This window comes from Siphonobacter curvatus (genome assembly GCF_002943425.1).
GTDB lineage: Bacteria > Bacteroidota > Bacteroidia > Cytophagales > Spirosomataceae > Siphonobacter > Siphonobacter curvatus.
In genome coordinates, this window is sequence record NZ_PTRA01000006.1 from 20,469 (window position 1) to 36,327 (window position 15,859).

Consider the following 15,859-nt stretch of genomic DNA (forward strand, 5'->3'; position numbering starts at 1 on the left):
TAGATATTTTCTCATTTCCGGTACATTTGTGCCAATGGTAGTAAAATCATGCCTTGGTGGATTTTGCGTTACGGTCCATACCGAAAGTTTTTACGTTACCGGTCCATTCATTTCATACAATGATGCAGAAAGAACGTTTGCACGAGCCTTTTACGATTGTTCACAAAACCCTCGATGAATGTCCTAAAGGCGGGCATCAGCACTTGTTTTTTGAGCTGGTTTATATTTTGTCGGGTACTGGCGTTCAGTGTATTAATCAGAATAAGTTTTCGTACCGCCCGGGGCATATGTTTCTGATTACGCCAGAAGACTGCCATTCGTTTGCAATCGAAACGACGACGGAATTCTTTTTCCTGCGGTTCACCGACATTTACCTGCACACCAATACCTTTCAGACCGACGACATTCAGCGACTGGAATTTATTCTGCAAAATGCCAACCATCAGCCGGGCTGTATTCTTCGTAACCAGCCCGACAAATTGCTGGTACAACCGCTTGTGGAGGCCATTATCCGCGAGTATGCCCAGTGGGACCGGTACAACAAGGAACTTATTCGTCAATTGGTGAATACGCTGCTTGTCATTGTTACCCGAAATATTGCCCGCTACTTACCTCAACAGGTGCAGGCCCATACTGACGAGCGGGCTCTGAACATTCTGCATTACATCCAAAACCATATTCACGAACCCGAAAAAATCCGGGCGGAAGCCGTCAGCCAGTACTTTGGCCTGTCGGAAACGTACCTTGGCCGCTATTTCAAAAAGCATACCCAGGAAACCATGCAGCAATACATTACGAACTACCGGACGAAGCTAATCGAAGCCCGGTTGCAACATAGTGACCTGCGAATCAATGAAATTGCCTACGAGTTGGGTTTTACGGATGAAAGTCACCTCAACAAATTCTTTAAAAAACAGCGAGGAATCAGTCCCACCGTATTCCGCCGCCAGCAGAAATCCGCACTAGCGTAATAAAGCTTTTTGCTGCTTTGTCAAAGCGGCGGCTTTCTGTAGAGCCTCCGCCAGCGGTAGTCCTTTTTTCATGCCCGGACGCTGATGACCCGTAGACGTCAACCAGGCGTCTTTCAGTACGGCCTGCTTTTCCGCTTCTAGTTCCAGCAGTTGGGCACCTTTGGGGTGAAAAGCTACGCTCGCTCGGGCATCCGTCGCGGTAGCTGCCTGATCTTCCCCCAGCCCTACCAAGAGTTGCTGAGCCATGAGCCAGTGGCCCTGTGCCTGCGGGTGAATACCATCTTCGGCCAGGTAAAAAGTGGCGTTCTGTTGCCGCTGGGTTTCCAGATAGTTTTTCATGGGAAAGTGAATGTCCAGTACCCGCCACTGCTGAGCATCTCGTTGCGAAAGTAGCCATTCAGCGTAGCGATCCAGCACAGCGGCGTAGCCCTGAGCCTGTCCCCGACTCTCATCGTATACGGGCGGGGTGACGTGGATGATGGTGGCACCCGCCTTCACGACCTGATCATGCAACCACTGCATTCCTGTACGGAAGGCGGCAAACCGGCTTTCATCCCAAGGAAGGTAGATCCCATCGTTCATGCCGTAACAGGCAATTACCAAATCAGGTTTGGTTTGCTGCAAAACCCGAGTCAGCCGTTCGTGTAGATCGGGCCGGGGAAATTTACCATCGGCGTGGTTGGGCTCGGATAGACCGGATACCGTTTCACTGGGTAAACCCACATTGATGATTTCGTAGTTCTGACGGGGGTACTTCACGCGTAAATATGCCGCTACATCGGTCACATAACGGCCATCGTAAGTAATACTGTTACCCAGGAAGACAATTCGATGTACCTTTTTAGGAAAGGGTTGAGCTTTTAGATCTATGTGACATAACAAGCTGATCAGCATCAACACCAGGAAACGCTTACTGAATAAACGAGCGTGAATAGAACGCATTCTTTATTTTGGTTTAGAGCAAATGATAGAGATTAGCCCCCTGCCGCCGTAAGATAAGCGGAGGATCTCTTTTTAGAAAATTACGGAGCAAGTACCTCAACCCTACGAAGAAATCAATTTTTAGCTCTATAAAAAAAAGAATGGGGTACAAGCCGCCTGCGAGTACCCCATTTGAGTCTACAACTGGACAGGGTCCAGGTGAGAGCTGCATAACCGTCAATTTAATTTGTAATTCCAGTGTCTTGAGGCCGTTCCAGATTCACATGTCAGGCATTGCATCGAGGCAATACTTTTCCTTATACGCCGAATAAACCGTAGATATGCTGTTTACAAACTCAAACCTATAAGGTAATTTTCACAATGGACATAGAATAACTTGACCAATTCTTGTAGTATTAATACTACAAACACGACTCTTACCATTAGTTAATTTTTATTAGATTTTGTATTGATTGCCAATTTTGGAGGGAAGTTACACTGGGTAAAGTTTCAGCAATTGAAAGAAATAGAACGTTTTATTCGTGCTTCTATTTCATTGGTATATTCTATTATTGACTTATCTTATTTTCTGACTTTAGTTAGACAGCTCACGTTTTATATTCCCTATCTTAAAATATCTTATCAATCGTTTAGTTACTCTTAACTCTCTTCTACTTTTCAAATAATCTTTAGCGGGAAAAAATAAGAAGGCAGAAGAACAAGTACTGCTTGATTATTCCAGTAGAGGAAAGTTATTGACCACTGATTAACCTGCGTTACTGTAGTAAGTATTTTATTCAATTTTTACAGATTATTCAATAAAATAGTTAAGTACCTAGTACAATTCTAAACAAGCAAAAAGTAGGGCTATAAACTGTAAACAAACAAGGGTACGCAGTTTTGCGTACCCTTGTTTAAAATCATACCTCCAATCGTTTACTTTTTCTGTTCGGATAAGAAGGTTACTAGAGAAGCAAATTCTTCGTAGGAAAGGGCATTGGCCAGCCCCGCAGGCATCATCGAGTTTTCCATTTCTTTCCGGCTGATAATATCCGAAGCTTTGATGGTGTATACCTGCCCGGCAATGTCGCGGAGCACCACCCGGCTGGCGGATTCTTCCGTTACAAAGCCCATGTAGCTTTTCTTACCTTTTGCGGTAATCATAACCGTTGCAAAACCCTGAGAAATAGAGGCGTTGGGTTTCAAAATGGATTCTGCAATCTGATCCCGGCTCATGATCGAACCAATTTGTCCCATAAAGGGCCCTTTCATGGGTTCATTGCGGCTCAGGCTGTGGCAGGCAATGCAGCCCTGCTGCGTAAACAGGGTTTTACCCAGCGTAGCATTTCCTTTTAATTTTTCCAAAGCCAGCATGACATCCTCGATGGACGACTCGCCTACCTGACCTTTTTTATTCTTGATTTTCTCCAGGTCCACTTTGACCTCTTCTTTCGCCACCGTAGTCTCCTGTCCACCCCATTCGGCGATGTTCATGCGATGACGGCTGTTGAGATCCGCGTAGAAGGCTTTATCGCCGGACTGCTGCCACTGTTTCATCAGAAAATCCTTCACCTTCGGCGATGATTCCCAGGCAACCGCTTTGTAGTATGGACCGTGCGTGTCGGGTCGCGTACTCCACCACCAGCTTCCATCGTAATCGGCTTCTTTCTGATACAAGCGGGCCAGCGTTACCAGCATCTGCTTTTTCAAGGCAGCATCATTGGTTTTGTCATAGGCAGCCATGATACCGTCTACTGCCTTAGGATCGTGCATGGAACGTAAGGCCCATAAAGCGAGGGTAGATTGATCAGTACCCAGTGCTTTTACGCAGGCGTCAACGGCATTCAGGCTCACGAGTGCCCGAGCGGCCAGGTGGGCGGGTACGATCGCCGAGTTAGGCGTCGCGTGAGGTCCTTCGGCATTGCCTACAGGAGCTACGAAGGATGCCGGTACTTTCACCCGCAAGAGAGCCGTAGCAGCCTCCGGTTTTCCCAGACGGCCCAGACCAATGATGGCCGCTGTTTGTACGCGGGCTGAAGGATCGTTCAGAGCTTTCAAGAAAGGTTCAAGTGGCACTTGTTGAGCCCAGGCTTTGCGATCGGCCAGAGCTTTGAGAGCGAACTCCCGCAGGGTGGTATCCTCGGTCAGCTTAACCAGATTGCTGATGCCCTGACTCCCCGCCGACTGAGCGTAAGTGAACAAAGCGGCTACCCGACTGTGCAGAGGCTGAGATGCATCCGTCACCAAAGCCCACGAGGCCGGAGCTACGCTGGCAGCCGGACGCGTAAGCAATTCCTGCTGAGCAGCCAGACGAGCTACGCTACTACCCAGCTTCAATGCTCCGACTAGCTGTTCAACACTGGCTTTCTTGACATCCATAAACGGCTTGTAAGTCCAGCTTTTCGGAACCGCCCGCACCACAAATCCCTTACCGGGGTTACCCGAATAACCGGCACCATCCCAGGCAGACAGATAGGCCTGTCCGGACGCGTCTACGTCAATATCCGTAATCTGCGGAAGTCTGATAAACTCCTCCTCTTTTTGCGTAAAACTGGCCTGATCGGATGTCACGCGGTGCAGGTACAGCTGGTTACGACCCCAGTCGGCCATCATCGGCACGCGGTTGTATTTCTCCGGCCAGGTATCATCGTCCATAAACAAGGAGCCCGTACCCGAACCACCGCCCACGTCAACCAGAGCGGGAATGATTTCATCGGTGAAATGCATGAACAGCGTTGGATAGCCGTACTCGCCCGTTTGGAGTAAATGGCTGAAGCGGACGTTCCAGCCGCCGCCGTCGTTGGTGTTTTCCCGCGTGAAAATGTTCATGTACGGGTCAATAGCGACGTCGTACACATTTCGCGTACCGTGGGCATACACTTCCATTTCGGTACCGTCGGGCCGTACTCGTACGATTCCACCGCCGAGCATGGTCAGCTTTTTACCCGATCGGTCTATTGCGTCATGGAAACCAAAATCACCTACAGAGATATAAATCCAGCCATCAATTCCCTGACGGATGCCGTTGGTCGCGTGATCCGTTCCCCGGCTTTGCAGGAAATTCGGATTACTGATGTGTTCAATCAGCGGGCGGGAAGGTCCGTCCGCTACGCCATCGTGGTTTTTATCGTCGAACACGACCAGGTCCATCCCCGTAGCCACGCCCTTTTCCTTCGAGAAAACCGTATGAAGTACGAATACCTGATCGCCAATGGTCAAAATACCCCGTGGGTTATCGACTTTTGCAAAAATGGTATGCGAGTCGAGCTTGCCATCGTGATTGCTGTCAACGAGGCGGACAATACTGCCCTGCCCCGCCTTCTTACCCAGCGAACCCATCTTATCCACCCCTACAAATACTTCTCCCGAAGGTGCTAAGGCCAGACAGGCGGGGCTTGGCGTCAGCTCCGGTCCGGTAAAAGGAGTCACCCGTAATTCCCCGGGCCAACTAGTTCCATTGGGCAAAGAATCGATGAGCACCCGCTGCGAGGGAAGCGACTGCGGGCGATTCGTGCGGGAGGTATTCCAGAATAATAATAAGGAAGCTGTAATCAGCGGAAGAGTAATCTTAAGCATTAGGGAAGAGGAGGTTTCGTGAATATACAAATGTAGAGGTTACCCTTATTTTTTAGACCGTAAAAGCCAGCCTTTTCCCTAATATTTGCAAATCGTTATTAATTACCACTTTTTCAAGTCCTAGCCTGTGCTTTGCAACGTATCCTCCGTTATGAAATACAGGCTTTTGAAAGTCTATACGGAATGGTGCTTTTTAGGTATCCTTAATGAACCTGGAAGTGCTATCAAACAAGCAAGGGACTGAAACGTACTACCATTCACAGCTAACCGATCCCAAATGCCATGTTAGACCTCATCATTGATGCCCGACCCGCAACCCTGGGTAATAACTTTACGATTCGCCGGATTCTGCCTTATCGGCTTCGACGCATGATCGGCCCTTTCATTTTTATGGATCACGCTGGTCCGGTACAGTTTACCGCCGAGCAGTTGCCGAGTATGGACGTTTTGCCGCACCCGCACATTGGTTTATCGACGGTCAGCTACTTGTTCAATGGTTTGGTTACCCATCGCGACAGTTTGGGCGTCGAACAGGTGATTCGTCCCGGCGAAGTGAACTGGATGACCGCCGGTCGCGGCATTGCCCATTCCGAGCGTTTCGAAGATCCAGCAACGCTGGCCGGGGGATCGCTGGAGATGCTACAGACTTGGGTCGCCTTGCCCGAAGCCGACGAAGAAACGGACCCGGCTTTTACCAATTACCAGCCTGATCAATTGCCGGTTTTTACCGATAAAGGCGTCTGGATGCGACTCATCGCCGGAGAGGCCTTTGGGGTTAAAAATGATGTCAAAACCCATTCGCCGCTGTTTTACGTGCACGTGGTTTTACAGGCCGGAACCCGCTTTGGCATTCCCCTGGGCTATTCCGAACGGGGAGCCTACGTAGCCAAAGGCAGCGTGGAAGTCAATGGCCACCGCTACGGCGTGGGGCAGTTGCTGGTTTTTACACCAGGGATTGATCCAGTCTTGGTGGCGGTTGAAAACAGTACGATCATGTTACTGGGCGGTGAACACTTGGGCGATCGTTACATCTGGTGGAACTTCGTTTCTTCCAGTAAAGAACGGATTGAACAAGCCAAGGCCGACTGGCAGGCGGGCCGTATTCCGCTACCGCCGACCGACCATACGGAGTTTGTTCCCTTACCCGAAGACCGATCCAAACCGGCGGGTTCCCCTCCGCCCCAGGCTTTGTCGTAAGACGGTACGATACGAAAACACGATCCGGAAGCTAAATTTCCGGGTCGTGTTTTCATAGGTATACTACTTCAATTCTTTTGATTAAGATTTCCTTTTGCTTTCAAAGGGATAAACTAGCATTTCTGTCACCATTCATCTTCACTATAACATTCTATCAATCAATTACTTCATCAAACAACAACGTCCCTTCCAGTAAACCTAGCCTAAGATATCCTCCTAGTATATACCGTTTTTTTAAACGTATAATTTAACGTTATTTTAAGCGTCTTTTCAATCTTTACTACCGGGGCTTTTTTCTTCCCATACAAGGCCCGAATAGGTACCGATTTTAAAAAGATTTTTGATTTCTGTAGGGGAAAGTCCGACTGAGTTGTCCTAGCCACCGAAGACATCAGCCGTAAGCCCCATGCAAGTAGTCTCGTTTGAGCAGGAATTTGAGCAGCTTTTTAAGACCCACGTGAAGAAACTTCACGCCTACGCCTACACACTGGTGAAAGACGACGTGATGGCGGAAGAAATGGTACAGAGTGTCTTCTGCCGCTTGTGGGAGAAAAAGCTGCTAATTCGGGAATCTACTACGGGTTATCTCTACCGGGCGGTTTATCACGAAAGTCTAAACTACCTCAAACACGTCAAGGTCGAGCAATCGTACCTGCAATATGCCCAGCGGGAGCTGAAAGACCGACCCCAACAACCTACTCACACGCTCGAACTCGTGGAGTTGGAAGAACGCCTTAATCAGGCCTTGCGGGACTTGCCCGAGAAATGTCGGACCGTTTTTCACCTGTGCCGAGTAGAGGAGCTGAAGTACCAGCAGATTGCCGACCTGTTGGAAATCCCCGTCAAAACGGTTGAAAACCAAATGGGCAAAGCCCTACGCTTTTTACGTCAGCAACTGGCTGACTACCTACCCCTGCTGGGACTACTTGTCTGGTTACCCCAATCCCCTTTGTTTGTATGAAAATCGATTCAAAAATGGACGATTTACTGGTGAAGTACATGCTGCATGAAACCAGTATACCCGAACGAACGCAGGTAGAAGCCTGGCTACGGGAAAGCGATCGTCACCAGCAGTACTACGCCCAGTTCCGCACCATTTGGCAACAAAGCCAGCCTTCGGCTGAACCACTCGTACTAGATGAAGAGATCGCCTGGGAACACTTTCAACAGCGAATTCAAAAACCATCTATTCGCTCCATCCCCCGTTTTCGAGGCTGGATACGGGCGGCAGTTGTCTTACTGATGCTGGGTATCGGCTGGCAAACATACCTGTGGCTGACGCCGACCGAACTGCTCAGCGTTCAATCCGGCAATCAACCCCAATCGATTATCCTACCCGACGGCTCCAACGTGACACTGAATCGGCACTCGTCGCTGCGTTATGACAAAACCTTTCGTAGCCGCCGGGTACACTTGACGGGAGAAGCCTTCTTTTCGGTGCAACGTGATCCATCCCGCCCCTTTACCGTTGAGGTCAATACCATGTCGGTAGGCGTGCTAGGCACTTCCTTTAATGTAAAGCAAACCGATACACAAACGGAAATAGTGGTAAAAACCGGTCACGTGCAAGTCCGTCGTCAACCGTACCGGATCGACTTACGCCCGCAGGAAAAAGCGATTGTCCCCACTGACGAACGCAAACCGGAAAAACTTAAAATCCACGACGATCTCGACACGTATTACCACACGAAAACCTTTGTTTGCAGGCAGACGCCCCTCCGTACGCTCGTCCAGACTCTCAATGAAGCCTACGGTGTTCAGATACGCATCGCCCGGCCGGAATTGGAAGCTTTACCCATTACTACCACCTTGCCGCAACTGCCGCTGGAACGCGTGCTGGAGATCATTGCTCATACCCTTCAGTTAAAAATTGACCAGCAGGGAGATCAATTCCTGCTGAAATAGGCCTTACCTTTCGGCATGCATTCCATTCCTGTCAGGGCGTGGGTAGTAACGATTCTGGGTGCCTTCGCCTGTATTTTCGACCTTCATGCCCAACAACTGCTCGTTCGAAAAATTTCACTGACGGTGAAACGAGAACCCCTTTCGCAGGTGCTTCAACACATCGGCGAGAAAGGCGATTTCTATTTTTCTTACAACAGCAACCTGATCCCCCGCGACAGTCTGGTCTCCTTACAGGTGAGCAACCAGACCGTTCAGTATACCCTACAGCTGTTGTTTGGGAACCGCTTTTCGTACAAGGAAACGGGTAATTATCTGATCATTCAGCCGGGAAAAGTCGAACGACAATCGACCATCAGTGGCTATATTCTGGACGATGAAACGGGCGAAAAAGCCGACCTCGTGAGTATTTACGACAAGACGCGGTTTGTAGCCACGGTCAGTAACGACCAGGGCTATTTCAAACTTCGGGTCAAAGACCGGAGTGTCCCTTTATCGTTCACGGTCAGTAAAATTGGGTACGGCGACACCACGCTGACCCTGCCAGCCAACCAGGAAGTAACCATTCGCATCAAACCCAAAGCGATCCTGCTCGATGAGGTGACGATCAATCCGAATTCCCGGGGCGAACGAACCTGGTTGGGCCGGACCTTTCTGTCCCGTCGCTTGCGGGCCCAAAGTCAGAACTTGAGTCGCTTTTTCGTCAATCTGCCCTACCAAATCGCCCTCACTCCGGGTCTGGGTAGCCACGGTCGACTGAGTTCACAGGTCGTCAATAAAGTGTCGGTCAATCTACTGGGTGGGTACAATGCCGGCGTACAGGGGGTCGAAATTGCGGGCGTTTTCAACATCATCAAAAACGATGTTCGGTCGGTACAGTTAGCGGGTTTGTTTAATCTGGTGGGTAGTAGTGTCTACGGGTTTCAGGCCGCCGGTCTGCTAAATAGGGCTCTGGATACGCTTCGGGGCGTGCAGATCGCGGGTGTTAGTAATCGCGTTCAAACCAGTCAGCGTTCCGTACAGATTGCGGGCGTATTCAATACGGCGGATATTACCCACGGCAGTGTTCAGCTGGCGGGGGTATTGAATCAGGCCCGGCGGGGTACTGCCAGCGTACAGATTTCCGGACTGGTCAACCACCATCGTGATACGGTAACGGGTGCTCAGGTGACCAGTCTTTACAATTACGCCCGGCATGTGAAAGGATTACAACTGGGCCTGATCAATGTAGCCGATAGCTCATCAGGCTATAGTCTGGGCCTGATTAACCTAATTCGAAACGGCAAAATGAGTTTCACATTAGCCGCCAACGACGTGGTGCCTTTCCAGCTGACCTTTAAAAGTGGTACTCACCGCCTGTATACCATTCTGCTAGCGGGTTATTCGCCCTTTGCTTCGCAACCCGTGTTTACGTTTGGGGCGGGGCTGGGACGAGAATTTCAGCTGGGTACCCGCTGGTCACTCGCTACGGACCTTACCTCGCAAAATCTGTATCAGGGTAATTGGGACACGCTACCCATACTGGCTCGTCTGGAAACGAGTCTGCAATTCCGGATCAATCCGCACTGGACCCTTTCGACGGGGCCTGCCCTATCCCTCACCTATGCGGATCAGCTCAGCGAAGTCTATACCTCGGCAAAGGGCTATCCCCACTGGAATTTCTCCTCCACTGCTTACGGCTGGGTAGGTTGGCAGGGCGGTGTACAAGTTAATTTTTGAGAAATCTAGCTTATTTTTATTCTACATAATTTACTTATAGTCAGCATTTTACACCAAATCATATCGCTTTATAAAAAGTACTTCCCTAAAAAAATGAAAATAAATTTAGGGTAAGGCTAGAGCATGTTGTCAAGGATATACAAAACGAAAGAACGTTAGCCCGGTACCAGCTGGCGACTTTTCGTAGACGTAGATTCTCATCACTTCATGCATTCATAGCTCATGAAAATTTTTTCTTACTCCGCTTCTTTCAAAAAATGGTTTACACTCCTCTTCGCTGGATTGGCATCGGGAGTTCAGGCTCAGGATTTACAAAAGAGTGTTGCTCATATTGGTCTGGTCTATCCCTTAAGTAGTAATGGCACCCACGCCGACCAATACTCCAACTCATTTTCTCTGCATCTACTGGCGGGCGTTTCCGGGGCGGAGACGGGTTTCAGTATGGCGGGCCTAGGCAGTGTCGTTCGACAGGATGCGAAAGGATTGATGCTATCGGGCCTTTTCAATACGATTGGCGGACGGGCTCAGGGTGCTCAGCTGTCGGGACTTCTGAACCGGGCTCAGTCGGCCCGGGCAACCCAATTGGCGGGATTGCTAAATGTAGTCAGCCAAGAGACGCAGGGTCTACAACTAGCGGGTGTCACCAATGTCGCTGGAACGGGTAAGGCCGTTCAGGTAGCGGGGGTGGGCAACGTATCTCGCCAATCGACGGTACAGGTGGCCGGGGTTTTTAATCAGTCCGAAGAAGTCCATACGCAAGTTGCTGGTCTGATCAACGTGGCCAAACGCGTCAAAGGCGTACAAATCGGAGTACTGAATATAGCCGATAGCAGTGATTATTCGATTGGGTTGATTAATCTGGTGAAAAATGGGGAGAAAAGTATTTCCTTAAGTACCGATGAAACCTTGACGGGCTTCTTGTCCTTCCGTTCCGGTGGACGAGTCCTATACGGATTGGTTGGACTCGGATACAACCTGAAACAACCCCAACAATCGCTGTACGGACTGGAAGCGGGTCTGGGGGCTCACGTACTCGTGCGTGAACCGTATCGCGTGAGTCTGGAAGCCGTTACGGTAACCCTCACTGACTTCAAAAAACGGGAGTATTTACGGAACTCTTTACGTATACTACCTTCCGTTCGGTTCGCGAAACAATGGGAATTTTTCCTTGGGCCCACGATCAACTACGTAGACTTCACGCGTGAGACTTCGGATGATTTGCGGGGCATTTATCTCTGGAGTAAGCAGCGAACCAAGAATACGCAGGGCTTGTACCTGGGTGTAACGGCGGGGTTACAGATTATCCTGTAATTGTTGTTTAGTAATAGTTTGGGGTTTCATTACAGGTGATGTGTTAATGTGTAACACTTAGTATTATAGGATTAGTATTTCGTCCCGTTGAGTTGGCTGGTTTTTTAGTCCGTATGTATTCCATGCCGGCACGCCCACCGCTGACTTCCTCTTGCTCTAGTCCAACGCATTGCCGAGGAAGAAGGTGGCTTGAGCCCCAGAATGCGATTCCCGGAATGGAATTCCGACATGGAATGTGATAGGACGGGGATTGGGTTTATGTCGCACACACAGATAGTTGGTTGTACTTTAACAACTTCAAACCATTACCTAATGAAATGCTAGCGGATGAAAACCCTCCCACTGCAGAGGTTCTCCAGCTACCACCCAACCGTGCTTGCGGTACCAAAGTCGATCTAGGTAAGGCGAATGTAAGGGCTACAGGCAGTACGTTTCATGCAAAAATACAACCTGCTTTTTGACCAGATACATATAGTATTTGCGGGCTCTATTCTACATTGAACCAGAAGCCTGTGTTCGGTAACAACTACAGAAATTTACCGGATTCTGAGGCATTTTGCTTCAAGTTTGGGACATTCTGTGTTATTTTGGACGTTTTCTCTCTTTACGTAGAGATTTACCAATCGTACCTACCATGATTATTGAACCTAAAGTACGTGGATTCATCTGTCTGACGGCCCATCCCAAAGGATGCGAGCAAAACGTTGTGAATCAGATTCAGTATATCCAGTCCAAAGGCCCGATTGAGGGGCCTAAGAAAGTGCTGGTGATCGGAGCTTCGACCGGCTTCGGGCTAGCTTCCCGCATTACCAGTGCCTTTGGCTCGCAGGCCGCAACTCTCGGTGTGTATTTCGAAAAGCCACCCCAGCCGGGCAAACCGGCTTCAGCGGGCTGGTATAATACGGCCGCCTTTGAAGCCCAGGCTCAGGAGGCAGGTCTGTACGCCAAGAGTGTGAACGGCGATGCTTTTTCCAACGAAATCAAAGAGAAAGTGATTGGCCTGATCCAGGCCGATTTAGGTCAGGTGGATCTGGTGATTTACAGCGTGGCCTCTCCCCGGCGGACCAATCCGAATACGGGCATTACGCACAACTCCGTATTGAAACCGATTGGCCAGTCCTTTACCAACAAAACGGTTAACTTCCACAACGGCGTCGTTTCGGAAATCAGCATTGAACCCGCTACGGAAGAAGACATCGAAAATACGGTCGCTGTCATGGGTGGTGAAGACTGGAAACTTTGGATTGAAGCCCTGAAGGCAGCAGACGTACTGGCTCCGGGTGCTTTGACGGTCGCCTATTCTTACATCGGACCAGCCCTTACCGAACCCGTGTACCGCAAGGGTACCATTGGCCGGGCCAAAGATGATTTGGAAGCAACGGCGTCCAGCATCACGGATACGCTGAAAGACCTGGATGGCAAAGCTTATGTTTCGGTTAACAAGGCTCTGGTAACGCAGGCCAGCTCGGCGATCCCCGTTATTCCGCTGTATATTTCACTGTTGTACAAGGTGATGAAAGAGCAGGGCATCCACGAAGGTTGTATCGAACAAATGCAACGCTTGTTCCAACAACGTCTATACACCAATGGAACCGTACCTACGGACGAAAAAGGTCGTATTCGTATTGACGATTGGGAAATGCGGGAGGACGTTCAGGCTCAAGTGGCCAGTTTGTGGGCAGAAGCAACTACTGAAAGCTTACCGCAACTGGGTGACTTGGAAGGATACAAAACCGACTTCTTTAATTTATTCGGTTTTGAAGTAGGCGGCGTTGCCTACGAAACTTCCGTAGACGAAATGGTCGAAATACCCGGTCTGGCTTAAGAGTCAGTACCCTTATGATTATATTGAGATACCCTGTCCAAGGCCGGAGGCTTGGGGCAGGGTTTTCTTTTTGAGCGTTCCCCGCATTCATTTCCACAACACTATTAAAAAAACCGTCAGGCAGGACCCAACGGTTTTCGTGAATTAACCCACACCTTTAACTTAATCGGTGAACAGCAAATATAGTAAGTCACGTGACTTTATATACGTTTTATAAAACTTTTATTACCAGACTTGGGCAATTTTTTTGAACACATCTACTTCAAGATCAGAATATGTGTTTTGTACCATAATTTAAAAGACAACCGTTCTCACTATTTCAAAACGGTGAGATTTAATTTAGACGTTCGTAAACGCATAGCAAAAACTACTAATAGCTCTGTTTTATTTTAAAAGTGATTATTTGTAACGGGGATAAATATCACTTTTGAGTATAAATCAAGGAGTAACATGTCTAATTAAACAATAAACCTCATCCGGAAGCCAGATGAGGTTTGATTTCAATCCAAATTAATTAAACAAATAAACACTGCTTGTGGGAGATTAAGGTTTACGTATAGTACATTGTATCTAATTATTACATCTTATTCATTGTTTTGTACCAGATAGGAGATCAGGTATGGAATTAAGTAAAAGCCATGCTCCGTTACCTGCCCACACCCTTATCATCAAGGCTTACTTAAGCTTCATTGAGCAGGGTATAGAATAAATTACCGCTATGATGCTACTGAGTTTTGATAAGGAATGTGTACCATTAGGCAATCTAAGGACAAGGATGTAAGCCTTGTGGAAGGACTCGATGCTTTTTCCGTGCTGATCTTTTTAGCTCCTGAACTCCTATGCGTTTCTTACCGACCCACTCACGCTGTAGAATCTGGTGTGACCGGTATTTCAAGGTACTATAACACATTTCCATAGTCAGCCTATTTCAAAACGAGCTTTTCAATGAATCTTTAGCCTCATGGATACAGGCATCCCGCAACCGTGAAGCCGGTTAAGCACGAAATCCCATACACGTCTTATCTTTAAGAAAACCTTCGCGATCAAAGGCTTTCTTAGCCTTATCTTTTCGGATAATCCTCACCAGATCGGATAGGATCTGGATTCGATTGATGGAATTTTTCGCTTATCTTTTTACCTTTGTTCAACTTTTCTTCTACCTGCTATATACGTATCCCCATCAATTTTATACCGTCTATAGGATTTACAATGCTTCAAAAAACCGTTACTATTTTAGTTGTTGACGATGATAAGGATGACCGAGAGTTTCTGGAACTAGCTTTTAAAGAAGGCGGTTACCCGGGAGATCTCATTTTTGCAGAGGATGGAGAATTTGCCTGGGAGTTGTTACAGAATCAGGCGTTGGAACCTTCGCTGATTTTGCTTGATATTAATATGCCTCGGCTTAATGGCTTATCGCTGTTGACTCGGATTCGGGAAAGTACGGCGTTGAAAGCTTTACCCGTTTTGATGTTTACTACTTCCGAACAGGAAGAAACCATCAAGAAAGCGTACGAGGAGGGAGCAAACAGCTACATTGTCAAACCCCAAACGTATCAGGATTTAGCTCAAACCTGGAAGCAAATTTATGCGTACTGGGCTCAAATTATTGAATTACCATCTAAAGGTCTATTTTAAGTCACTGGCAGTTTTGCTTTTGAACCAAGATTATCATGAATGAAAAACCGTTAGTACTGGTCGTTGAAGATAACCCGGATCATCGGTTTATTATGAACTGGAGTTATGAAAAAAGTAATCAGCAATGCCGGTTACTTTTTGCTGAGGACGCGGAACAGGCATTGTTGTATCTGGAAGACGTTAATCCCAGCTTTATGTTATTGGATTACGAATTACCGGGTGAAAATGGATTTGAACTGCTGGATCGGCTCCGGACCTCGCGTCAGTGGAAGCACTTACCCGTGGTGATGTTTTCCCACTGGGAAAACGAAGCCTTTATTAAAGAGGCTTACACCAGTGGCGTCAATGCCTTTGTCATTAAGCCCCAGAACCGCAAAGAGTATATCAATGTCTGGAATACGGTCTTTGATTTCTGGAACAATCATAATCAATTGCCGAAGGTCCAGAAACAACCCCGGTATTCATAAAAAAACTCCCTCATGAATCACGGGGGAGTTTCCTGCTTAACCTCTAAACCTATGGTTCAAAATTACACTTCTTTAAACGGGGGTATCAAGCTTATTCTATGAACTGTACGCTTTATATGTCAAATGACAAAAATTGACGTATAAAGGGTTCCTCTCCCTTTTTTGCTTCTGCCCCTACTCCGGTTTTTTCCAGTCCTAATACCGCTCTTACCAAACGATTTACGTTCCTGCTCATAGATCTCATTTTTCAGGGTTCATCAATGCTTTTCTTCTGAGTTTGAAGACGCTTTGCTTACTATACTGACTGAAAAAATCTACCCTTTTCAAAGCTC

Annotated in this window: 11 protein-coding genes; 9 read left to right on the forward strand and 2 right to left on the reverse strand. The window is 48.0% G+C overall.

Going from position 1 to position 15,859, the window contains the following annotated elements:
* The first annotated feature begins 119 nt into the window (after positions 1–119).
* Entirely contained in the window at positions 120–971 is an 852-nt protein-coding gene (locus tag C5O19_RS21730) for a helix-turn-helix domain-containing protein (protein WP_243406475.1), read from the forward strand.
* Here C5O19_RS21730 and C5O19_RS21735 read toward each other — a convergent pair.
* Together C5O19_RS21735 and C5O19_RS21740 are read right to left on the reverse strand one after the other, a co-directional pair.
* Positions 963–1,913, reverse strand: a complete 951-nt coding sequence (locus C5O19_RS21735) for an SGNH/GDSL hydrolase family protein (protein ID WP_104715496.1) — start codon at positions 1,911–1,913, stop codon at positions 963–965. The two genes, C5O19_RS21730 and C5O19_RS21735, sit on opposite strands and share 9 nt — an antisense overlap.
* 915 nt (positions 1,914–2,828) lie before the next feature.
* Positions 2,829–5,468 carry a DUF7133 domain-containing protein gene (locus C5O19_RS21740; RefSeq protein WP_104715497.1) on the reverse strand — a complete coding sequence of 880 codons (2,640 nt, stop codon included), beginning with the start codon at positions 5,466–5,468 and terminating at the stop codon, positions 2,829–2,831.
* Positions 5,469–5,750: 282 nt separating this feature from the next.
* Here C5O19_RS21740 and C5O19_RS21745 point away from each other — a divergent pair, with 282 nt between their 5' ends.
* The 8 genes from C5O19_RS21745 (at position 5,751) to C5O19_RS21785 (ending at position 15,527) form a co-directional block, all read left to right on the forward strand.
* Positions 5,751–6,665: a pirin family protein gene (locus C5O19_RS21745; RefSeq protein ID WP_094812821.1), complete on the forward strand. Its 915-nt coding sequence runs from the start codon at positions 5,751–5,753 to the stop codon at positions 6,663–6,665.
* A 406-nt stretch (positions 6,666–7,071) separates the two neighbouring features.
* Positions 7,072–7,626, forward strand: coding sequence for an RNA polymerase sigma-70 factor (locus C5O19_RS21755; protein ID WP_104715499.1), 555 nt, complete (start codon positions 7,072–7,074; stop codon positions 7,624–7,626).
* Positions 7,623–8,570 (forward strand): FecR domain-containing protein, encoded by a 948-nt coding sequence (locus tag C5O19_RS21760; protein ID WP_104715500.1) that lies wholly within the window; start codon positions 7,623–7,625, stop codon positions 8,568–8,570. The genes C5O19_RS21755 and C5O19_RS21760 overlap by 4 nt, the downstream gene beginning before the upstream one ends.
* A 15-nt stretch (positions 8,571–8,585) precedes the next feature.
* Positions 8,586–10,286, forward strand: a complete 1,701-nt coding sequence (locus C5O19_RS21765; RefSeq protein WP_104715501.1) for a carboxypeptidase-like regulatory domain-containing protein — start codon at positions 8,586–8,588, stop codon at positions 10,284–10,286.
* Positions 10,287–10,508: 222 nt separating this feature from the next.
* Positions 10,509–11,597, forward strand: coding sequence for a hypothetical protein (locus C5O19_RS21770; RefSeq protein ID WP_104715502.1), 1,089 nt, complete (start codon positions 10,509–10,511; stop codon positions 11,595–11,597).
* A gap of 634 nt (positions 11,598–12,231) precedes the next feature.
* A complete protein-coding gene (gene fabV / locus C5O19_RS21775) occupies positions 12,232–13,422 on the forward strand; it encodes an enoyl-ACP reductase FabV (RefSeq protein ID WP_104715503.1) in 1,191 nt (396 codons plus the stop codon).
* A gap of 1,209 nt (positions 13,423–14,631) precedes the next feature.
* Positions 14,632–15,060 carry a response regulator gene (locus C5O19_RS21780; RefSeq protein WP_104715504.1) on the forward strand — a complete coding sequence of 143 codons (429 nt, stop codon included), beginning with the start codon at positions 14,632–14,634 and terminating at the stop codon, positions 15,058–15,060.
* Between the two features lie 35 nt (positions 15,061–15,095).
* Positions 15,096–15,527, forward strand: a complete 432-nt coding sequence (locus C5O19_RS21785; protein ID WP_104715505.1) for a response regulator — start codon at positions 15,096–15,098, stop codon at positions 15,525–15,527.
* Positions 15,528–15,859 lie beyond the last annotated feature (332 nt).

Bases quoted from the DNA above. Each gene is read 5' to 3' on its own strand.
- C5O19_RS21730 (WP_243406475.1), top strand. From the start codon at position 120: ATGATGCAGAAAGAACGTTTGCACGAGCCTTTTACGATTGTTCACAAA.
- C5O19_RS21735 (WP_104715496.1), bottom strand. From the start codon at position 1,913: ATGCGTTCTATTCACGCTCGTTTATTCAGTAAGCGTTTCCTGGTGTTG.
- C5O19_RS21740 (WP_104715497.1), bottom strand. From the start codon at position 5,468: ATGCTTAAGATTACTCTTCCGCTGATTACAGCTTCCTTATTATTATTC.
- C5O19_RS21745 (WP_094812821.1), top strand. From the start codon at position 5,751: ATGTTAGACCTCATCATTGATGCCCGACCCGCAACCCTGGGTAATAAC.
- C5O19_RS21755 (WP_104715499.1), top strand. From the start codon at position 7,072: ATGCAAGTAGTCTCGTTTGAGCAGGAATTTGAGCAGCTTTTTAAGACC.
- C5O19_RS21760 (WP_104715500.1), top strand. From the start codon at position 7,623: ATGAAAATCGATTCAAAAATGGACGATTTACTGGTGAAGTACATGCTG.
- C5O19_RS21765 (WP_104715501.1), top strand. From the start codon at position 8,586: ATGCATTCCATTCCTGTCAGGGCGTGGGTAGTAACGATTCTGGGTGCC.
- C5O19_RS21770 (WP_104715502.1), top strand. From the start codon at position 10,509: ATGAAAATTTTTTCTTACTCCGCTTCTTTCAAAAAATGGTTTACACTC.
- fabV (WP_104715503.1), top strand. From the start codon at position 12,232: ATGATTATTGAACCTAAAGTACGTGGATTCATCTGTCTGACGGCCCAT.
- C5O19_RS21780 (WP_104715504.1), top strand. From the start codon at position 14,632: ATGCTTCAAAAAACCGTTACTATTTTAGTTGTTGACGATGATAAGGAT.
- C5O19_RS21785 (WP_104715505.1), top strand. From the start codon at position 15,096: ATGAATGAAAAACCGTTAGTACTGGTCGTTGAAGATAACCCGGATCAT.